The organism is Streptomyces sp. NPDC043867, assembly GCF_056435845.1.
This window is the reverse complement of record NZ_JBWKDS010000003.1, coordinates 182,072-201,304: the sequence shown is the minus strand read 5'-3', so window position 1 is coordinate 201,304 and position 19,233 is coordinate 182,072. Positions and strand designations below refer to the sequence as shown.

Genomic DNA, 19,233 nt, shown 5'->3' with positions numbered 1-19,233 from the left:
GGAGCGAATCGCCACGGTGTCGGCGTCGGCCGCTCAGAGGTGGCCGTCCAGGAACTCCCGTACCTCGGCGATGGTCATGGGCCCCGTGCCGTGCGCCACCGCCTCTCCCTCCTTCAGCAGGACGCAGGACGGGGCTCCGGTGATCCCGTATCGCTCGGTTGCGGCCGGACAACGCGTGATGTCGGCGCGGACGGCCGTCAGGCGGCCCGTGTAGTCGTCGGCGATGCCACCCACGACGAGGTCCATCACCCGGCAGGGCTCGATTGCCTTGGGCCATGTCCCGGTGAAGTATGCGAGGACCGGAACTGCGCTCATCCCGAGGATGAAATTGAACTCCGCGTCCTCACGGGGCTGGTGAACCCGTTTCGCCATGGAAGCTCCTGACCTCACGTCCGTTGTTCCATCCCCATCATCCCCCGCGCGGTGGGCCAGGCCGGCCCGGTCGGTCGTCCGGCTGCCCCGGGCCGCATGAGCCAGCTCTGATGCACCGAGAACCAGGCAGTACGCGTCAGCTGACTCGAAGACCGACCGCCAGCGTCAGTTCAAGGACCCGGTGTGGCGATGCGAGGTCCGGAAACAGCTCCCGCAGCTGCGACATCCGGTACCGGACCGTCTGGGGGTGGACGAACAACGCCGCCGCCACCTCGTCCCGCCTGCCCTGGTGCAGCAGCCACGCCCGCAACGTCTCCTCCAGCCGCCGTGAGGTCGCGACGGGCAGGGTCCGCAACGGTGCGAGGGCTCGGGCACGCAGGTCTGCGAACGCGTCCACGTCGGCGCTCAGCACCAGCTCGGGCAGGTGGTCCTCGGTGTCGCGAATATCAGAGGAGAGGGAGCGCGCGCGTACGGCTCGTGCGTACGAGTCGGACGCACGAGCCCATGGCCGGGCCGGGCCGACCACGGCGGTGCGGTCGGTCAGCTGCCGCAGGAGATGTGACCTGTCGGCATCGGGGACGAGCAGCACACCGGTGGCGTCCGGCAGATCGTCGAGGACGAGGGTGCTCGGGTCGAGCGCGCGGTAGGCCGGCCGGGCCTGGGCGGCGGGCAGCAGGACCGCGGTCAGCGAAAGCGGAGGCTGCCACCCGGCCCGTTGAACAGAGGCCCGCAGCACGTCCGGGCTCGCGCCGGCGAGGAGGTCGCGGGCCAGGTGTTCCAGATGGCGCTCGTGGGCCCTGCCCCGGGCGGCCAGTTCGTCGGCGTGGCCCGCGGCGCTCGCGGCGGAGAGCTCGTCGATGTAGGCGAAGGTCAGCTCGGCGAACTTGGCGACCTCGGCGGCGGGCAGACCCGCGGGTACGGCACCCGCTGCCAGGCATCGCCAGGCCACGCGGGCGCCGACGCGGTAGGCGCTGAGCAGGGCGTCCATCGAACGGCCGTCGCGCACCTCGCCGCGGCCCAGCTCGTAGGCTGCGTCACCGGCGTCGCCGCCTGTGGCGTTCCCGCTCGCGAGGTCCAGGTAGTGCCCCAGGGCGGTACGGACGGCTCGGCGGATGGTTGCGCCCATGCGGCCCGCAAGGGCGTTGGCGTAGGGAGGGACCTCGTCGATGATCGCCTGGACGACCTCGTCGGCGGTGGTCTTCAGCGCGGCCCGAAGTGCGGTGACCGTCGTCTCATCCAGGGCCAGTTCGCCGGCCCTCCGGATTGCATGGTTCACGTTTTGTTCCCTGCGAACAATTCAGCCGACCAGATTTACGTCCTGCGGTCAGGACTTTACGCCTTGAGGCGCAGCAAGCTGGAGTCATGACGAGTGCAGCCCTCCGCAGCAGGGCGTGGAAACTGCTGGAGATGGTCACGACGCCGCTGCTGCCGTCGGACTACCTCGACCTGGTCAGTCCGCTGCGTGCGGGCGCTGACCTGCGTGGGCGCATCGAGGCCGTGCACCCCGAGACGGGTGACGCCGCGACTGTCGTGATCAGGCCGGGACGGGGCTGGCGCGGCCACACAGCCGGTCAGTACGTGCGGATCGGGGTCGACGTCGACGGGGTGCGCCTGTGGCGGGCCTACTCCATCACCTCGCCGACAAACCGCCAGGACGGCCGCGTCACGATCACCGTGAAGGCGCTCCCGGACGGCAAGGTCAGCAACCACCTGGTCCGCAGGGCGAAACCGGGCACGCTGATCCAGCTCGACCAGCCGACCGGTGACTTCGTGCTGCCGCAGGCCAAGCCCGCCAAGGTGCTCTACCTGACGGCCGGCAGCGGCATCACGCCCGTGATGGGCATGCTGCGCGACACCGAGTTCGACGACGTCGTCATGGTCCACTGCGCGCCACAGCCGCAAGACGTGATCTTCCGCGACGAACTGCACGACCTGGTCGCGGACAAGAGGCTGCGGCTCACCGAGGTGCACACCGACACGGACGGCATGCTCGACATCGCCCGTCTCGACGAACTCGTGCCCGACTGGGCCGAGCGCGAGACGTGGGCTTGCGGGCCCGCGGGCCTGCTCGACGCCGCCGAAGAGCACTGGACCGAGCACGGCGTCCAGGAGCGCCTGCACACCGAACGCTTCCGCCCCGGCATCGTCGTCGCCGGCGACGGCGGCGAGGTCACGTTCAGCGCCACCGGCAAGACCGTCGACGCGGACGGCGCCACGCCGTTGCTGGACGTCGGCGAGGAGGCCGGCGTGCTCATGCCCTCCGGTTGCCGCATGGGCATCTGCTTCGGCTGCCTCACGCCGCTCAAGGCGGGCGCCGTCCGCGACCTGCGCACCGGCGAGATCACCGAGGCCGAGCCGGGCGTCCTCATCCAGACCTGCGTGTCCGCCGCGGCGGGCCCCTGCGACATCGAACGGTAGGAGCACCTTGACCGCCATCGACCCCACCGCCCACCTGACCGCGGAGCAGATCGAGGAGCTCGGCCGCGAGCTGGACGCGATCCGCGACGAGGTGATCGCCGGCCGCGGCGAGAAGGACGCCGCCTACATCCGCAAGGTCATCTCGGCGCAGCGCACGCTCGAGCTGGTCAGCAGGGGGGTGCTGCTGTTCTCGATCTTCCCGCCCGCGTGGCTGCTGGGCACCGCCGGTCTGTCCGTGGCCAAGATCATGGACAACATGGAGATCGGCCACAACATCCTGCACGGCCAGTGGGACTGGATGCGGGACCCGAAGATCCACTCCACCACCTGGGAGTGGGACCACGTCTCGCCGGCCGAGCAGTGGAAGCACTCGCACAACGAGTTGCACCACACGTACACCAACGTGATCGGCAAGGACAACGACCTCGGCTACGGCATCATGCGCGTCGACGAGGACCAGAGGTGGCATCCGTTCCACCTCGGCCAGCCGCTGTGGAACTTCCTCAACGCCTGCTTCTTCGAGTACGGCATCGCAGCGTACGACCTGGAGCTCGGCAAGAACCTGAACAAGCGCCGCCGCAAGAACCCGGAGTTCCGGGCGCGGGCCAAGGCCGTGGGCCGCAAGATCCGCAAGCAGGTGCTCAAGGACTACGTGATCCACCCGCTGCTGTCGGGCCCGTCGTTCCTCCCCACGCTCGCCGCCACGTTCACCGCGAACCTGGTCCGCAACATCTGGTCCCACTCGGTGATCATGTGCGGGCACTTCCCCGAGGGCGTGCAGGTCTTCGAGCGCCGGTCGATCAAGGGCGAGACGCGCGGCCAGTGGTACCTGCGCCAGATGATGGGCTCGGCGAACATCAGCGGCAGCAGGGCCATGCACTTCATGACCGGCAACCTGTCGCACCAGATCGAGCACCACCTGTTCCCGGACCTGCCGAGCAACCGGTACGCCGAGGTCGCGGTGAAGGTGCGCGCGCTGTTCGAGAAGTACGAGCTGGAGTACGTCACCGGCCCGCTGCCCAAGCAGGTGTTCTCCGCGTGGCACAAGGTCTTCCGGCTCTCGCTGCCGAACAAGAAGCCCCGGGTCGAAACGCCGGACCGCGAGCAGGAGCTCGTCGCCGCCTGATCCCCGGTATTGGTGCAGATGTTTCGGCCGTACCGGCGGCACCGCCGGGTTCGGTGAGATCCGTTGCGGACGGTGGGCGGCCGCGACATCAGACCGTACGACACGGGATCCGGGCAGCCCGGTGTCCGGCTGCGCTGCCTGGACAGGCGAGAACGCCGGAACCGGCGCGAGGCTCAGCCCTGGGTGCGGAGAGACATGAAGAAATCGTCGATGTCCAGGATTTCTTCTTCGGTCAGGAAAGGCACCCGCCACTGCAACCGCGCGCCGTGTTCCATGAATGCGGGCGGAAGACCCGTGCCGTAGGTCTCCACGTACTCGGCCGTGTCGCGACGCCAATAGTAGGTGCCGTCACTGTGCAGAGAGGTTCCGCCCGTGACGGCGAATCGGCGGCCCACGATGTCCTCCGAGTGCCCCATGAGGGCAATGGAGGGGGGTGACTTGGCGCTTGCGACGTCTTTTCGGCCCGCACAGAGGGCGGCGTTGGGTGTGTGGCGGATCCTGCCACCGGGGAAAATCGCGGTGATCGTCCTTGCGGTGCTACGGCATGATCAGCGCCTGGGCGACATGGCCACCCACAGACTCACCCCCGGCGAGGAGACCGCCAACCGCGTCCTCGCCATCGGATGCGCACCAGTCGAGCACGGCTTCGCCCACCTCAAAAGCTGGCGGACCCTCATCCAACTCCGCACCGGTCCCGACCGCGCCGCCCAACTCCTGGCGTCCCTTTCCCGGCAGCATCCTGATCACACCGCCGACCGCCCACCGCCCGCGCCGTCCTCAACGCATCAGCCAGCAGAAGGCCGAGGCCCGACATGGTCTCCCTCTGACAAGATCAACCTTCCTTGTCGCGTGGGGTGACGCGGAAATCGAACGGAACAGTCCCGGGGTCCAGCGCGGTCACTCCGCCGTCCACGGTCAGGACAGCGCCGTTGACGAAGGAAGCAGTTGGCGACAGCAGCCAGGCGATAGCCTCCGCGACCTCACGAGGATCCCCCGGTCGGCGTGCCGGCAGCAGCCGGGTGGCTTCCTCGTAGGCTCCGTCGATGTCGCCGGAGGCCAGTCCGGCATCCTCTGCGAACCGGGCCATGCGACGGTCGGCCATCTCCGTACGCACCCAACTGGGGCAAACGGTGTTGGCTCGCAAGCCCTGGGGCCCGTAGTCCACAGACAACGACCGGCACAACTGCAGCAATGCCGCCTTGGAGGTGGCGTACGCGGCGTTGCCCACCCCGTTACGCAGGGCGGAGACCGAAGCGACCGCGACGACGGAGCCCCGGGCCCGAAGCAGGTGCGGTAATGCCGCACGCATCAGGAGGAAAGGGCCGGTGAGGTTGGTACGGAGCACCAACTCCCAGTCGTCATCGGACAGTTCTCCGACACCCCCGCTGCGTCCCACTCCCGCGTTGACAACCAATCCATCGAGTCGGCCGAATCGCTCGACGGCAGTTTCGATGAGGCGGAGAACATCGTTCGGGTCACCCGTGTCAGCTGGACAGGCCAAGGCCCCGGTTTCCTGGGCGACGCGGTGCAACGGCTCCGGTCGCCGGCCCGAGATGACAACTTCGTGCCCAGTCTCCCGGAGCAGCCGTGCAGTTGCCGCACCGATTCCCGTTCCTCCCCCAGTCACGACCACAACACGCTGATCCGTCATGTGCGTTCGCCCTCCTGCTGCTGTCAGATCGAGTGAAGCGAGCTTAGACGGCTGCGGACCGCACCTTTGTTGGGAAGCGCGTGGCGGGCATTTTGCGGTCGCCCATCCGCTTGTTCCACTCGACGAAGGTGACGACCGGGGGCGGGTCCTCGCTGGCGCACTCCTCAGGCAGGTCCAGCTCCAGGTCGATAGGTTCGCCGACAATGAGCGGATCACGGGTCTCATGTCGCTCGGCACGCCCTTCGGCGCCCGCGAGCAGGAGTACGCCGACGACTCGGTACTGGAGGCCGGCGATCACGTCGAGAACGGCGGGGCCGCACAGCCGTACCGGTGGATGGTCGCCCGGCTGGGAACGGTCGTTGTGGCCGTCTCCGTGCGGGGCGCGAAGGGCCATACCGCGCGGGAACTTTGAACAACTGGGCAGCAAGGCCCTTGGCTCAGATGCTGACGCGCATCGAGCAGCGGCTGAAGGGGAAGTGATGGAGCCGCTGCCAACTTCGGATCCTGCCAGGCTAGCGGGCTACCGGCTGCTGGGACGGCTCGGCGCGGGCGGTATGGGGGTGGTGTACCTGGCCCGCTCGGCCGGCGGAACTCGGCTCGCGCTGAAGGTGATTCAGGCCGAGTACGCCGCGGACCCCGATTTCCGGGAGCGGTTCCGGCGTGAGGCGGACACGGCCGGCCGGATGACCAGCCCGTGGGTGGCGTCCCTGGTGGACGCGGACCCCGAGGCGGCACAGCCCTGGCTCGCGACCACCTTCGTCCCCGGTCCCTCGCTCGCCGAGGCCCTCGCCTCGCACGGGCCGCTGCCGATGCCGAGCCTGCGGGTGCTCGGGGCGCGGCTCGCCGAGGCGCTGCGGGAGCTGCACGCGGCCAATCTCGTGCACCGGGACGTCAAGCCGGGCAATGTGCTGCCGGCGCTCGACGGGCCACGGCTGATCGACTTCGGTGTGGCCCGCAATTCCGAGAACACTGCGCTCACCTCGACCTGTGTCGTGGTGGGCACGCCGGGGGTGATCCGGCCCGGGCACCCGAGGCGGCCGCGCAGCTCGTCGCCGACCGTTCCGTGCTGGCCGTGACGGTCCCACCACGGACGCCACCGCCCTGGCCTCGCTGGCGGCGTACGACGCGGCGTCGCTGCCCCTGATCGCGGTGTCGCCCGGCGCCACCGTGCTGGGGGTGACGGGCAGCCGGTCCTTCCCGCACGCCCGGGTGACGGACACGGTCCTGCCGTTCTACCTGGACGCGTATGTGCGCGGCACCGTGAAGTCGCGCACGGTCGGGATCGTCGGCGACCGGGCGGTGGACGCCTACGGCTGGCCCTGCAAGTGGGCGAGCTGTGGCGGATGCTGCGGTGGTCGTGACTGCCGCTGCCTTCCCCGTGGCTGGGGCGGGAGACCGGGAACTGGCGGGTAACCGCCGCTTGCCTGGGCGTCGCGGCGGGGAGGTACGGGGCAGCCGAAGCACTCCTCGCGTCATCAGGGTCAGGTGATCGCTGTGCAGATGCCAGGCGCCGGCCGGGGCGCGCCGGTGAGTGTTCCGGTGCCTTTCGCCGGAGGCGGCTCGGTCGGGCCAGGCGGGGCCGACCTCGGCGGGGGCAGCCCGTGACGCTCCACGACGACGTTGCTGCGCTGTGGACTGGTTCGGTGGCGCTGGAGCCTGGACTGCTGGTCTTCGAGGGCGTGGTCGGTGCGGCGCACGCGCATGCCCATGCGGCGGTGCAGCTCCTGGTCGTCACCGCCGGCCGGGTAGAGCTTGCGGACGGGCACGGAGAGGCGCGAGCCGTCAAGGCTGCCTTGATCCCTGCCCGAGCCGTGCACGTGGTCAACGGCGAAGGCGCGACAGCGGTCTGTGTCTACTGCGACCCGGACAGTCCTGTGGGCCGGGCCCTTCAGGCCCGCTTCACGCACGCACCGGGTGACCGCCTCACCGGCTGGATCACCGCCGCCGCCCCGATCGCCTCCTCGCTGCAGGCGCCGGCCGCCGGCGGGATCGGGGAGAGGGTGATGCGCGAGGTGATGCGTGATCTGGCCGTGGGCCGGTCCGCGCGTGGCTGCCATCCGGCGGTACGTGCCGCCACCGCCCGTGTCCAGGCGCTGCTGGGCTGCCCCATACGGCTGGGTGACGTGGCTGCGGAGGTCGGTCTGTCCGCCGGCCGGCTCGGGCACCTGTTCGCTGAGGAGCTCGGGTTGTCCTTTCCCGCCTACCTGCGGTGGGCCCGGCTGCGGCGGGCGATGGAGCTGGCACGGGGCGGAGCGACTCTCACGCAGGCCGCCCACGGTGCGGGGTTCGCCGACAGTTCGCATCTGACGAGGGTCGCCCACGAGATGTTCGGGCTCGCGCCCTCCGAGGTCATCCGCGGTGTGCAGTGGGCGCCGGCCCCGACGAACCGCCTGCTCGCCACTTGAGGGTGCGCGGCAGCGGATCCGTCCAAGCCAGTCCTGGCGGTGCGCAGCACGCTGGACTGCATGGTCGGCAACCTCATTCGGTACGGATATGCCCCGCTGCTGCTGGTCGGGGTCAACGGCTGCGGCATCGCCCTGGCGGGCGCGGGCGCGTCGAAGGTGTGGCTGCTCGCTCTGCTGGCGGCTGCGGTCGGGGCGTCGTTCGCCGCGGAACGGCTGTTGCCCTACTGCCGGGAGTGGAACACGCCGGTGGGTGACGGCCGTCGCGACACGGCCCATGCTGTGATCAACGAGACCCTGATCCTCGGCAGCGTCGCTGCCATCCCGGTGCTGGCGGCCGTCGTCACGGTGGCCGAAGTGTGGCCGCACCGTTGGCCGTTCGCCCTCCAGGTGGTCTTCGCGGTCCTGGTGGCGGATCTTGGGATCACGCTCGTCCACCTCGCCAGCCACAGGGTCGGTGTTCTGTGGCGTTTCCATGCCGTCCACCACTCCGTGAAGCGCTTCTACGGCTTCAACGGTCTGATGAAGCATCCGCTGCACCAGAGTGTGGAACTGAGTGCGGGGGTCGCGCCGCTCCTGGCCATGGGCCTTCCGGTCGATGTGGCCGCGGCTCTGGCCCTGGTCGTTGCCGTGCAGTTGCTCTTGCAGCATTCCAACGCGGACTACCAAGTGGGTCCTTTGCGGTACGTGCTGTCGCTGAACGAGGGGCACCGGTTCCACCACCTGAAGTGGGCGGGTGTGGGTGATGTCAACTTCGGTCTGTTCACCCTCGTCTGGGATCGGATGCTCGGCACGTACTCGTACGATCCCGGGCGCCGGTTCTCCAGCGATGATCTGGGGATGGCCGCGAAGCCGTGCTATCCGGGCGGCTACCTCGCACAGCTTGCCGAACCGTTCCGTGCCCGCGGCGCCTGCACCGCACCAGCCGCGGACCACGGCTCTCCCCCATTGCGGACCCGTACCGGGGACGGCACCGGCCGGGCGTAGCGGGCGCCCCCCGGTGCCGGGGGGGGCGACGCCCGGGTTCAGCCGTGGCCGAAGGGGCATCCGCCCTTGCCGCGGCGTTTGGCGTCGTCGTCGAGGTAGAAGTTGGGGCGCTGGTCGGCTTGGTGGTAGTAGCGGTGGAAGACCGGTGTGATGCCGCCGGAGACGGGGGGCACGATCCAGCTCCAGTCGGCCGGGACGGTGCGGCCTTGCCGTTCCTCTTTGGCCAGGTGGGTCAGGAAGTGCCGGGATTCGGTGTGATGGTCGCTGATCTTGACCTCGGCCTCGTTGAAGGAGTGCAGCACGGCGATGTTGAGTTCGACCAGGGCGCGGTCGCGCCACAGGGTGGCCTCGCTGCTGGTGTCGAGTCCGAGGTGTTCGGCGACGGCGGGCAGCAGGTTGTACCGGTCGGTGTCGACGAGGTTGCGGGCGCCGATCTCGGTGCCCATGTACCAGCCGTTGAAGGGGGCAAGCGGGTAGTCGACGCCGCCGATGCGCAGCCGCATGTTGGAGATGGCCGGGACCGCATGCCAGCGCAGGCCCAGGTCGGCGAAGCGCGGGTGCTCGGGGTGGGTCAGGCGGACTTCGAGGACGAGGTCGTCGGGCACGTCGAAGAGCTGTGGCTTGTCGTGGTCGGTTTCAATGACCCAGGGCAGTACGTCCCAGGGGCCGCCGGGGGCCTGCCATCCCAGCCGGCGGGCGGTGTCGGTGAAGTTCACGTAGGCGGGGTCGCCGACGGTGTCGCTGCCGTCTCGGCGATATCCGGCGTAGCGGATGAGCTGGTCGTTCCACACCCGCGGAGCTCGTCCTTGGGGTGTGTCGGGGGCGAAGACGGAGATGACCGGGCGGATGCGCCCGTTGTTGGTGGCCTGGCGCAGGTGCTCGGCGAGGTGCCGGTTTATCTGGTCGGCGCCGGTGGCGTCGCGGCGGTCCAGGACGCGCAGGCTCTTCCAGTACAGGCGGCCGATGCAGCGGCTGGAGTTGCGCCAGGCGACGCGGGCGCCGAAGGCCAGTTCGTCCGCGGTGTGGGTGTAGGTGCCGCTCCGCTCGATGTGGGTGCGGATCTGTTGCAGGCGTGCGTGCAGGGGGGCCGGCTGGTCCGGCTGCTCTGCGTGGTGGAGGCGCACGAACTCTTCGGCTTCGTCCCAGTCGGCCGTCGCGTCTGCAGGCGCCCGGCGGGCCGCGTCCGGCCAGGATGACGGCGCGGCCGAGGTGCCGGAAGGGGTGGGGGTGGGGTCGGTGGGGGTGGAGCGCGCCAGAAGAGTTTCGGAGTTCATGGGTTTCCTCGCGGGTGGCGTTCGGCTCCGCGGGTCGCCTTGTCGGCGGGGCGAGCCGCGGATGAGCTGTGGCGCGGGGGTGACGGGCGGGGGCACCCGCGCGTGGGCATCGACGACTTCGGGAGTGAGCCGTGCGATCGCGCCGGTGCCCACGCCGGCACACGGGGCCCGGGTCATCTGCCGGACCGGCGGGGCGCGTCAGGCGGCCAGGTCGCCTGACGCTGCTGTACGGGGGTCCGAGTGCCGGGCGATGGAGGTGCCGAACAGCTCGTCCCAGTAGGGGGCGGAGATACCGAAGCCCCGGGTGTCGTCGCGGAAGTGGTGACGCATGTGCAGGGAGCGCAGGTGCCGCATCAGCCTGCTCTTCGGTTTGGCGTGGTGGAGGTAGAGGTGGAACAGGTCGTAGGTGAGGTAGCCGAAGGTGTAGCCGGCTCCGAAGGTCAGCGGGAGTGATCCCGGCCCGGAGGCGAGATAGAGGGTGCCGCCGACCATGGGGATGCTCAGCAGCGGGCTGAGGATGGAGCGGCGCGCATCCTGGGGGTAGTCGTGGTGAATGCCGTGCAGGATGTAGTGCAGGCGTGCCCCGAAGCCCTTTTCGGGCTCGTAGTGCAGCACGATGCGGTGGCCCCAGTACTCCGACAGTGTCCAGGCCAGGTAGCCGGCTGCCGCCCAGCCGGCCAGCGCCCAGCCGCTCGCCCGGCCGGTGGAGAACCACACGCAGAGGGCGATGACGGGGCTGAACATGGCCACGGTGGTGACCGGGTGGACGTGGATGAGGTGGTCCAGCCACCGCCGGCCGACGACGGCGGGCGCGTTGCCGCGGCGGACGGCGCCCTTGTAGCTGCCGCGGGCGGGCGATGCGGAGGTCACGCCCCGGCTCCTTCGGTGGTGGGAACCTTCACCCGCGTCTCGTAGGCGACACGGGCCTGGTAGTTGGTGGTGCGCAGCAGCTGGTCGGCTTTGAGGAAACGGCCCATGGCGTCGCGCCAGGGCTGCGGCAGCAGGAACAGGGAGCGGGTGACGGGGTTGGTCCAGCCGGGCACGTACCGGTTGTAGACCGGGCGGCGGGCGGTGCGCAGCACGGACTTGGCGATGTCGTCGGGGGTGAGCAGGGGTACGAAGCGGCCCTTGCCGACGCCGGAGGTCAGCTCGGTCTGGGCGGGGATGGGCAGGATGATGGACAGGTCCACGCCGGATCCGCGCAGTTCGGCGCGTACGCCCTCGGACAGGCCCACCACGCCGTGTTTGGCGGCGGAGTAGGTGGCGCAGCCGGGCAGGCCGATCATGCCGACGGCGGAGACCATGTTGATGATGTGGCCCTGGCCGCGCTCGCGCATCGGGCTGATGGCGGTCTTCATTCCGTTGAGGGTGCCGAGCAGGTTGACGTTCAGCTGGTGGGCGGTGTCCTCGGCGGACTCGTTCTCGAACCGGCCGACGATCATCTCGCCGGCGTTGTTGACGAAGATGTCGATGGCGCCGAGGTCGGCTTCGACCGCGGTCCAGAATGCCTGGACGCTGCGGGGGTCGGTGACGTCGAGGGGGTAGGCGTGGGCGCCGATGCCGGCGGCGACCTTGGTCGCGAAGTCCAGGTTGCGGGCACCGATGGCCACCTTGGCGCCCTTGGCGAGGAACAGTTCGGCGGTGGCGCGGCCGATGCCGCGGCTGCCGCCGGTGATGGCGACGACCTTGTTGTTGATGTCCCTGGGCACGGGAGGGCCTCCTGAAGTCGCGGTGGGATCGGTGGGGCGTGGGGTGGGTCAGGCGAGGATGCGGAAGGTGCGGTTGTGCCAGATCAGTGGGTGGCCGCCGCGGTGGCCGAGGGCTCGGACCGCGGCCGTGAGGATGGTGTGGTCTCCGCCCGGATAGGCGGCCTGGACCTGGCACGTCAGCCAGGCCAGTGCCTCGTCCAGGACCGGCAGGTGGTCCATGCGGTGGTGCGCGGTGTGGGCGAAGCGGTCGGCCTGGTCCACGTTGCGGTCGGCGAACCGCTTCGCGAGGTGGACCTGGTCCTCGCGCAGCACGTTGACGGCGAACGCGCCGGTGGCGCGGATCCGGGCCAGGGTGCGGCTGTGGTTGTCCGCGCAGGCCAGGATCAGCGGCGGATCCAGGGACAGTGAGCACACCGCGCTGGCCGTCATCCCGGCCGGGCCGGTGCCGTCGGTTGCGCTGGTGGTCAGTACGGTGACGCCGGTGGGCAGTTGGGCGAACAGATCTTTGAACTGTTGTGCGGTCACCGGTTCCGCCGTGTCGCCTGGGTGTTGCGGCGGGGCGGCCGGCGTGGTGAGGGAGCGGGTCACGGCCGGGCGTCCGCTGCGGTGGCCGGGACCGGCAGCGGTTCGGAGGCGGTCAGGGTGATGTGCTCGCCCAGCAGGCCGCGCAGGATCAGGCTGATGGCTTCGGCCAGGGCCTGGCAGGCGATCGGGTCGATGATCGCGGCGAGGCTGGGCATGCCGAGGTCGAAGGTGGCGGTGAACCGCACGGTGACCGCACGGTCGTGGCTGTAGACCTGCCAGCTGCCGTCGAACTGGTCGAAGTCGCCGTCGGTCTGGGTGAACTCGATGGTCAGGTTGGCGGCGTCGACGCGGTCACGTTCGGACCAGCACAGGATGCCGTTGCGGAAGTTCACCGACCAGTCCGAGTCCAGGGTGTCGCCTCCCTTGTCGGTGACGGTCACCTCGCGGACGGCGTCGGTGTACCGCGGGTAGGCGGCGAAGTCGCGCAGCCGGTCGAAGACGTCGGTGGCGGAGGCGTCGGCTATGAGGGCGTCGAGAGTCACCTCGGGCATGTCAGTGTGTCCCCTTCTTGAAGGCGGTCGGGCGGGTCAGGGCGGCGGCCGCGGAGGTGAAGGCGCTGCTGATCCAGTCCAGATCGGCGGGCGTGAGTACCGCGGGCGGGGTCAGGCGCACGACCCGGTGGGCGTTGAGGGAGTGGTTCACCAGCAGCCCGGCCTCGAGAAGGTGCAGGACGAGTTCGCCTGCGGCGCGTTCGTCGCGCATCTCGATGCCGATGAGCAGGCCGCGGCCGCGGATGTCGGCCACCGTGTCGCCGTACAGCGGTGCCAGAGCACCGTGCAGCCGGTCCAGCAGTTCCTGGCCGAGGGTGCCGGCCCGCTCCACCAGGTTCTCGTCGCGGATCGCGGCCACGGCCGCCGCCGCGGCGGCCATCGCGACCGGGGCGGCGGCGAAGGTGGAGGTGTGCAGGAACGGGTCCTTGTCGAACGGCGTGTACGCCTCGGCGGTGGCGACGGCGGCGGCGACGGGGATGACGCCGCCGCTGAGGTTCTTGCCGACGAGCAGCACGTCCGGCCGGACGGCCTCGGTGTCGGCACCCCACCAGGTGCCCAGGCGGCCCAGGCCTGTCTGGATCTCGTCGAGGACGAAGAACGCGCCGTGCTCGGTGCACAGCTGCTGCACGCGGGTGAGGTAGCCGGGCGGCGGCAGGACGGCGCCGCCCTCGCCCTGCATCGGTTCGAGGATGACGCAGGCCGGCCCGCCGGTGGCGAGGGCCTGCTCGAGGGCGTCGGCGTCGCCGTAGGGGACGTGTTCGGCCGGCAGCAGTGGGCGGAACGGGTCCTGGTAGAGAGCTTTGGCGGTGACGGCGAGTGCGCCGGTGGTCTTGCCGTGGTAGCCGCCGACGGCGGAGATCAGCCGGTGCCTGCCGTGGGCGCGGGCCAGTTTGATCGCTGTCTCGGTCGCTTCGGCGCCGGAGGTGACGAAGTGCACGCGCTCCAGTCCGGGTGGGGTGACGCCGGCCAACGCTGCCGCGGCGGTGGCGGCGGCCGGCTCCAGGAGCAGGCGGGTGGCCATGGGGTGGCGCCGGATCTGCTCGATCACTGCGTCGACCACCCGGGGGTGGCGGTGGCCGAGGAGGAAGACGCCGTAGCCGCCGCAGTCCAGGTACTCCTTGGCGTCGGCGTCCCACACGCGGCTGCCTTCGGAGGCGATCTCCATGGCCGCGCCGGTCAGGGACGCCAGGCGGGCCCGGCCCGTGCTCAGGTGCCGCCGGTAGATGCCGAGCACCTCGGCGGACGAGGCATCCGCTGCCGCCGGAGGGGTCAGGGTGAGTTCGCTCATGCCGTCACCTGCGCGGTGTCGAGGACGGGCGCCGACGGCGGGCGGACCATGCCCCTGGCGTGGGCCATGTAGGTGACCGAGGTGCGCAGTGCCGCCTCCAGTTCGGCGGCGCTGAGCGCGCCCGGTATGCCGGGCAGCTCCCCGAGGCTGGTGGGGAAGACGTGCCCGTGCGCGAAGAGGGCGGTCATGGCGAGCATGTCGTCGAAGCGGCGCCGCGCCCGTGGGTGCAGGTTGGCGATGAACACGGGCCTGATCAGCCGGTCGACCATCTCGGGGCCGGTCATGCGCGGCCGCACCGGGTCCAGGCCGAGTTCGCCGGCGGTGTCGGCGATCACCTGAAGGGCTCGCTCGGTGCTCAGCGCGTTGTTCCCCGCGGTGACCCATACCTCGCCGTCGCGGCGGCCCTGACGGATCAGAGCGGTGATGGCGGAGGCGACAACGTCCTGCGGTACGAAGTCGACGGGCGAGTCGGCCGGCACCGGGACCAACGGCAGCAGGCCGCGCAAGAGGCCGTGGATGATGCCGTGCATGCCCTGGAACGCCGAGATCTCGCCCGTGGCGGCGTCCCCGATCACCACGGACGGACGGATGATCACCGCGGGGATGCCGGCCGTGCGCACGACCTGTTCGCCCGCCCGCTTGGAGTCCAGGTAGTCCTCCGGGCGCGCGGTGGCCTCCCCCTGGTCCTGACCCAGGTGGGTCCGGGTCAGATCGGTGCGGTCCACGAATGCGGTGGACACGTGGTAGAGCACGGCGTCGGCGTCGGCGGCCAGTTGCACGATCTGCCGGGTACCGGCCTCATTCAGGGCGTGGGTGGCCTCGGGACCGCTGGAGAAGGCGGTGACGGCCGCGCAGTGCACGATCACGTCCACCCGGGAGGCGAGGTGGCGGTAGGCGGCCCGGGCAAGGCCGAGGCAGGGCGCGGTCAGGTCTGCGGTCAGCTGCTCGTCGGCGCCGGGCGCGGGCGTGCGGTGGGTCAGGGCGATGACGTGGCAGTCGGCGAGTTGGGGCAGCAGCGCGCTGCCGAGGACACCGGACGCGCCGGTGAGCAGAACAGTGGGACGGCAGGGCACGATCGAGCACCTCACGGACAGGTCTACGGGCGTACAGGAGTCGACGGGCAGCGGCAGCCGGACGTGTCGTGGCTGCGGCGTGGCAGCACGGCTTGCACGATCGGCAGGGCGCGCAGGAAGAGCGGAACGAGCGAAAGGGGAAGGAGGGCGGCGCGGTGGGACCGCGCGGCGGCGGTCCGTCAGGGGATGCGCAGCGGGGCGTGGCCGGCGAAGTAGTCGGCCAGCGGGGCGGCCATGCGGGCCCGGGACGGAGGGTGGAAGGCCAGCGCGCGGCAGGCGGAGTGCAGGTAGGCGATGTCACCGGAACGGATGAACGCCATGCCGCCCAATGCCTCCACGCACACCGACAGCACGTGGCTGATCGCGTCCTGGGCGGCGTAGCGGCACACCAGGGAGCGGGCCAGCGTGTGCTCGCTGACGCCGTCGGATGTCACCTCGGCGGCGAGCCCTTCCAGGGTGAGGGCGACGGCGTCCACGGTGGTGACGGCGTCGGCTCGTACGGTCGGGTCGACGCGGGTGTTGGCCAGGGTGTGTTCGACGAGGGCGGAGGCCGCGCCGAGGTAGCTGGCGGTCATGAGGGTTTCGAACCAGACGAAGCCGACGGTCTGCAGCGCGTCCAGGCGGCCGTCGTCGGTGACGTCGGTGCGCACCAGCAGTTCGGCGGGCACCTCGACGTCGTCCAGGACGACTTCCTCGCTCTCGGCGCCGGCCAGGATCGGGCTGCTCCAGAACGGCTTGACCGACACCCCCGGTGCGTCGGCGGGCACGAGTGCGATGGCCAGTTGTTCGGTGCCGCCGGGGCCGGGCAGCGGCAGGGATGCCGTGAGCAGGTTCATCGAGCGGGCCAGGCTGCATGGCTTCTTCGACCCGCTCAGGAACACCTTGTCGCCCTCGGTCCGGGCGGTCAGCGCGGGGTTGAGGATGCCTTGTCCGGTGCGGCCCTCGGCGAAGCCGGAGGCGAGCAGCAGCTGGTCCTTGGCGATGGCGGCCAGCAGCATCCACTCCATGCCGCTGCTGGTGGCCGCCGCCTCGACCAGGGAGGCCACGGAGAAGTGGTGCATGGTGGTGGCGACCGCCAGCGACGGCGATCGGGAGCCGAGCGCACGCTGTACGCGGAGGGCGGTGAGCAGGTCCGCGCCGCGGCCGCCGTGTTCGATGGGCACCAGCAGGCCCGGTCCGTCGGCTTCGGTGAACAGTTTGATGCCGGGAGCGCCGGGAGCTTCCAGCTCCGCCAGCGGCACAGCGGCCAGGGCCTGGTCCAGCCCGGGCAGCAGCTCCTCGACGATGGCGCGTTCACGTTGCAGATACCGCATGGACCTGGTTCCCCCAACCTGGTTGCCTACCTGTATCAGCCGCTGCGTCCGCCCGAAGTCGTGCTCCCGGCCGAACACCCCCCACGGCATGGGCAACGTTATGAGTTGGTGCTGCAGCAGCCGTGCAGCGGAGTTGCAGGTACCGCTCAAGAGTTCGGCACGGTGTGCTGCGAAGTGTCCTGTACGGGTGCTGGGGCCCGGCGTGAAGGCGTCCGCCCCGGTCGGGTGACCGGGGCGGACGGGTGAGCGCGGGTCGGTTGGTCAGTCGTCGAGTCCGATCTTCTGGTGGAGGCGGGCCAGGGGGCGCGGGGCCCACCAGTTGGCGCGTCCGGCCAGGCGCATGAACGCCGGCACCAGGATGCCGCGCACGAGGGTGGCGTCCACGATGACGGCGAGCGCGAGCCCGACCCCGAGGAGCTTGAGCGGGGTCAGGGAGGAGGTCGCGAACGCCAGCAGGACGGTGGCGACCAGCGCGGCAGCGGCGGTGACCAGCCGTCCGGTGCGCTCGAGTCCCCAGGCCACGGCGGAGACGTTGTCGCCGGTGCGGTGGTATTCCTCCTTGATCCGGGAGAGCAGGAAGACCTCGTAGTCCATGGAGAGGCCGAAGGCGACGCAGAACATGAGGATCGGGGTGTCGATGTCGAGCATGCCGGTGACCGTGAAGTCGCCGACCAGCCAGCGCAGATGGCCGTCCTGGAAGATGTAGACCATCGCGCCGAACGTGGCGGTCAGGGAGAGCAGGTTGAGCACGATCGCCTTGACGGGGATGAGCAGGCTGCCGGTGAACAGGAACAGCAGCACCATGGTCGAGGCGGCGATGATGCCCAGCGCCCAGGGCAGCTTGTCGCCCAGGGTCGCTTTGGAGTCCACCAGCAGCGCTGCCTGCCCGCCCACGAGGACCGTGTCCGGGGCGGGCTGGGCACGGACGGTGTCGACCAGGTCCATGCCCCGTGCGGAGTACGGCTCGGTGTCGGAGACCACCGACAGCCAGGTGCCCTTCTCTGCTTCGAACCGCTCGGACGCCTTGCCGGGCGGGGCGACCCGCTGCCCTTCGCTGTAGGAACCGGTCAGTGCATCCACCCGGGTGATGCCGGGCACCGTCGACAGTTTCTGGGCGTAGTGGGCCACCTTCGCCGACGCCGCCTGGGGGTCGATGTCGGGCATGACCACATTCAGTGGGGAGCTCTCGCGGTTGTCGAACTCCTGGCGCAGCATCTCAGCGCTCTGGTGGGCGGAGGAGCCGGCGGGCAGCACCCGGTCGTCGCTGTCTCCGAACTCGGCGCGCAGGAACGGCAGTCCGAGCGCCATCAGGACTGCCGTCACGGCCAGTGCGAAGGGCAGCGGACGGCGCATCACCGCCATCGCGAGTTTGTGCCAGAACCCCTCCCGGTTGCTGCGTGCGGCGGCGACCGGGGCGTTCCGGCGGAAGAGGCGGCGCACGTTGAGGGCGTCGATGCGGCGGCCGAGGACGGCCAGCAGGGCGGGCAGGACCACCACTGAGCCGAGCGCCGCCAGGCCCACCACGGCGATGCCGGAATAGGCGAAGGACCGCAGGTGGTACATGGGGAAGACGAGCATCGCCGACAGCGACACCGCGACCGTCAGCGCAGAGAACAGCACGGTGCGGCCGGCGGTGCGCACGGATTCGGCGACGGCCTCGTGCACGGTCCGGCCGCGGGCGAGTTCCTCGCGGTAGCGGGTGACGATGAACAGGCTGTAGTCGATCGCCAGCCCGAGGCCGAGCGCGGTGGTGATGTTGACGGAGAACACCGAGACCTGCACGACCATGTCCAGCAGCCGCAGGATGACAAATGATCCGATCACGGCGAGGATGCCGACGGCCAGCGGGGTGCTGGCGGCCACGACGCTGCCGAACACCAGCAGCAGGATGATCAGCACCAGCGGGCCGGACAACAGCTCCGCCTTGGTGAGGTCCTCCTCGCTGCGCTTCTCGATCTCCATGCGCACCGCGGTCACGCCGGTCGCGGTGACCTTCAGCGGCCCCCGCTCGCCGACGACGTCGGGCACGATCCTCGCTGCGGCCTTGCGGACCTGGTCCTCGTTCCCGGCCAGCCGCACCATGATCAGCCCGGTGCGGCCGTCCTTCGAGCGCAACGTGGGCGCCTTGTCCAGGGTCCAGTAGGAGGCCGCCTGCACCACGCCGTGTTCGCCGGCGAGCCGCTCGGTCAGCGCGGCGCCTTCTTTGCTGACCTGCGCGGCGTCGATGTCGGTATCGGCGGAGGCGATGAACACCAGGTGCGGGGAGCCGCCTTCGAAGCGGGTGTTGAGCAGTTCATCCGCGCGGGCCGACTCCGAGGCCGGGACCGTGATGCCGCCTTCGGACAGGCGGCTTTCGACATCGGAGCCGAACGGGACCGCGACGAGCACCGCCGCGAGGGTGGCCAGCAGGACCAGGAGTCGGCGGCGGGCCAGCCAGTGGCCCAGCCTGGCCAGTCCCCGGGTGGGTACGGGCGGTGCGACATCAGGTGGGGTCTGGTTGCGAACGGTGGATGGGGATCCCACGCCTCCTCCTTGGAAGGTGCA

General features: G+C 70.4%; 20 protein-coding genes. 6 read left to right on the top strand and 14 right to left on the bottom strand.

Going from position 1 to position 19,233, the window contains the following annotated elements; translation table 11 throughout:
• Positions 1-33: 33 nt before the first annotated feature.
• Together AC069T_RS04485 and AC069T_RS04480 are read right to left on the bottom strand one after the other, a co-directional pair.
• Positions 34-372, bottom strand: coding sequence for a thioredoxin family protein (locus tag AC069T_RS04485; protein WP_478781291.1), 339 nt, complete (start codon positions 370-372; stop codon positions 34-36).
• A gap of 136 nt (positions 373-508) precedes the next feature.
• Positions 509-1,648 carry a PucR family transcriptional regulator gene (locus AC069T_RS04480; RefSeq protein WP_478781290.1) on the bottom strand — a complete coding sequence of 380 codons (1,140 nt, stop codon included), beginning with the start codon at positions 1,646-1,648 and terminating at the stop codon, positions 509-511.
• Positions 1,649-1,734: 86 nt separating this feature from the next.
• On the opposite strand from AC069T_RS04480, the gene AC069T_RS04475 reads away from it, so the two are divergent.
• Positions 1,735-2,790: a ferredoxin reductase gene (locus AC069T_RS04475; protein ID WP_478781289.1), complete on the top strand. Its 1,056-nt coding sequence runs from the start codon at positions 1,735-1,737 to the stop codon at positions 2,788-2,790.
• A gap of 7 nt (positions 2,791-2,797) precedes the next feature.
• Positions 2,798-3,916: a fatty acid desaturase family protein gene (locus AC069T_RS04470; RefSeq protein ID WP_478781288.1), complete on the top strand. Its 1,119-nt coding sequence runs from the start codon at positions 2,798-2,800 to the stop codon at positions 3,914-3,916.
• A 173-nt stretch (positions 3,917-4,089) separates the two neighbouring features.
• Here AC069T_RS04470 and AC069T_RS04465 read toward each other — a convergent pair whose 3' ends face one another.
• The 3 genes from AC069T_RS04465 to AC069T_RS04455 form a co-directional block, all read right to left on the bottom strand.
• A complete protein-coding gene (locus tag AC069T_RS04465; protein ID WP_478781287.1) occupies positions 4,090-4,332 on the bottom strand; it encodes a hypothetical protein in 243 nt (80 codons plus the stop codon).
• Between the two features lie 416 nt (positions 4,333-4,748).
• A complete protein-coding gene (locus AC069T_RS04460) occupies positions 4,749-5,567 on the bottom strand; it encodes an SDR family NAD(P)-dependent oxidoreductase (protein WP_478781286.1) in 819 nt (272 codons plus the stop codon).
• Positions 5,568-5,610: 43 nt separating this feature from the next.
• Complete coding sequence (locus AC069T_RS04455) at positions 5,611-5,961, bottom strand: hypothetical protein (RefSeq protein WP_478781285.1); 351 nt, start codon at positions 5,959-5,961, stop codon at positions 5,611-5,613.
• An 85-nt stretch (positions 5,962-6,046) separates the two neighbouring features.
• On the opposite strand from AC069T_RS04455, the gene AC069T_RS04450 reads away from it, so the two are divergent.
• The 4 genes from AC069T_RS04450 (at position 6,047) to AC069T_RS04435 (ending at position 8,956) form a co-directional block, all read left to right on the top strand.
• A complete protein-coding gene (locus AC069T_RS04450) occupies positions 6,047-6,643 on the top strand; it encodes a serine/threonine-protein kinase (protein ID WP_478781284.1) in 597 nt (198 codons plus the stop codon).
• A gap of 100 nt (positions 6,644-6,743) precedes the next feature.
• On the top strand, positions 6,744-6,980 hold the full coding sequence (locus tag AC069T_RS04445) for a hypothetical protein (protein WP_478781283.1): 237 nt from the start codon (positions 6,744-6,746) through the stop codon (positions 6,978-6,980).
• A gap of 188 nt (positions 6,981-7,168) precedes the next feature.
• Positions 7,169-7,972 (top strand): helix-turn-helix transcriptional regulator, encoded by an 804-nt coding sequence (locus AC069T_RS04440; protein WP_478781282.1) that lies wholly within the window; start codon positions 7,169-7,171, stop codon positions 7,970-7,972.
• A gap of 39 nt (positions 7,973-8,011) precedes the next feature.
• The gene (locus AC069T_RS04435) at positions 8,012-8,956 is read left to right on the top strand and encodes a sterol desaturase family protein (protein WP_478781281.1); all 945 of its coding nucleotides are present in this window, start codon (positions 8,012-8,014) and stop codon (positions 8,954-8,956) included.
• A 38-nt stretch (positions 8,957-8,994) separates the two neighbouring features.
• Here the strand turns inward: AC069T_RS04435 and AC069T_RS04430 are convergent, their stop codons facing one another.
• From AC069T_RS04430 to AC069T_RS04390, 9 genes are all read right to left on the bottom strand, one after another.
• A complete protein-coding gene (locus tag AC069T_RS04430) occupies positions 8,995-10,230 on the bottom strand; it encodes a nitric oxide synthase oxygenase (protein ID WP_478781280.1) in 1,236 nt (411 codons plus the stop codon).
• Positions 10,231-10,428: 198 nt separating this feature from the next.
• A complete protein-coding gene (locus AC069T_RS04425) occupies positions 10,429-11,100 on the bottom strand; it encodes a sterol desaturase family protein (RefSeq protein ID WP_478781279.1) in 672 nt (223 codons plus the stop codon).
• Positions 11,097-11,939 carry an SDR family oxidoreductase gene (locus tag AC069T_RS04420; RefSeq protein ID WP_478781278.1) on the bottom strand — a complete coding sequence of 281 codons (843 nt, stop codon included), beginning with the start codon at positions 11,937-11,939 and terminating at the stop codon, positions 11,097-11,099. Before AC069T_RS04420 ends, AC069T_RS04425 begins: the two co-directional genes overlap by 4 nt.
• Positions 11,940-11,987: 48 nt before the next feature.
• Complete coding sequence (locus tag AC069T_RS04415) at positions 11,988-12,464, bottom strand: flavin reductase family protein (protein ID WP_478781277.1); 477 nt, start codon at positions 12,462-12,464, stop codon at positions 11,988-11,990.
• A gap of 59 nt (positions 12,465-12,523) precedes the next feature.
• Complete coding sequence (locus AC069T_RS04410; protein WP_478781276.1) at positions 12,524-13,015, bottom strand: type II toxin-antitoxin system RatA family toxin; 492 nt, start codon at positions 13,013-13,015, stop codon at positions 12,524-12,526.
• Between the two features lies 1 nt (position 13,016).
• Positions 13,017-14,303: an aspartate aminotransferase family protein gene (locus AC069T_RS04405; protein WP_478781275.1), complete on the bottom strand. Its 1,287-nt coding sequence runs from the start codon at positions 14,301-14,303 to the stop codon at positions 13,017-13,019.
• Entirely contained in the window at positions 14,300-15,376 is a 1,077-nt protein-coding gene (locus AC069T_RS04400; protein ID WP_478781274.1) for an SDR family oxidoreductase, read from the bottom strand. The genes AC069T_RS04405 and AC069T_RS04400 overlap by 4 nt, the downstream gene beginning before the upstream one ends.
• A 179-nt stretch (positions 15,377-15,555) precedes the next feature.
• Positions 15,556-16,689: an acyl-CoA dehydrogenase gene (locus tag AC069T_RS04395; RefSeq protein WP_478781273.1), complete on the bottom strand. Its 1,134-nt coding sequence runs from the start codon at positions 16,687-16,689 to the stop codon at positions 15,556-15,558.
• Between the two features lie 261 nt (positions 16,690-16,950).
• Positions 16,951-19,212 carry an MMPL family transporter gene (locus tag AC069T_RS04390; RefSeq protein ID WP_478781272.1) on the bottom strand — a complete coding sequence of 754 codons (2,262 nt, stop codon included), beginning with the start codon at positions 19,210-19,212 and terminating at the stop codon, positions 16,951-16,953.
• Between the last annotated feature and the right edge of the window lie 21 nt (positions 19,213-19,233).

Bases quoted from the DNA above. Each gene is read 5' to 3' on its own strand.
- AC069T_RS04430 (WP_478781280.1), bottom strand. From the start codon at position 10,230: ATGAACTCCGAAACTCTTCTGGCGCGCTCCACCCCCACCGACCCCACC.
- AC069T_RS04405 (WP_478781275.1), bottom strand. From the start codon at position 14,303: ATGAGCGAACTCACCCTGACCCCTCCGGCGGCAGCGGATGCCTCGTCC.
- AC069T_RS04485 (WP_478781291.1), bottom strand. From the start codon at position 372: ATGGCGAAACGGGTTCACCAGCCCCGTGAGGACGCGGAGTTCAATTTC.
- AC069T_RS04455 (WP_478781285.1), bottom strand. From the start codon at position 5,961: ATGGCCCTTCGCGCCCCGCACGGAGACGGCCACAACGACCGTTCCCAG.
- AC069T_RS04450 (WP_478781284.1), top strand. From the start codon at position 6,047: ATGGAGCCGCTGCCAACTTCGGATCCTGCCAGGCTAGCGGGCTACCGG.
- AC069T_RS04395 (WP_478781273.1), bottom strand. From the start codon at position 16,689: ATGCGGTATCTGCAACGTGAACGCGCCATCGTCGAGGAGCTGCTGCCC.
- AC069T_RS04410 (WP_478781276.1), bottom strand. From the start codon at position 13,015: ATGCCCGAGGTGACTCTCGACGCCCTCATAGCCGACGCCTCCGCCACC.
- AC069T_RS04465 (WP_478781287.1), bottom strand. From the start codon at position 4,332: ATGGGGCACTCGGAGGACATCGTGGGCCGCCGATTCGCCGTCACGGGC.
- AC069T_RS04460 (WP_478781286.1), bottom strand. From the start codon at position 5,567: ATGACGGATCAGCGTGTTGTGGTCGTGACTGGGGGAGGAACGGGAATC.
- AC069T_RS04475 (WP_478781289.1), top strand. From the start codon at position 1,735: ATGACGAGTGCAGCCCTCCGCAGCAGGGCGTGGAAACTGCTGGAGATG.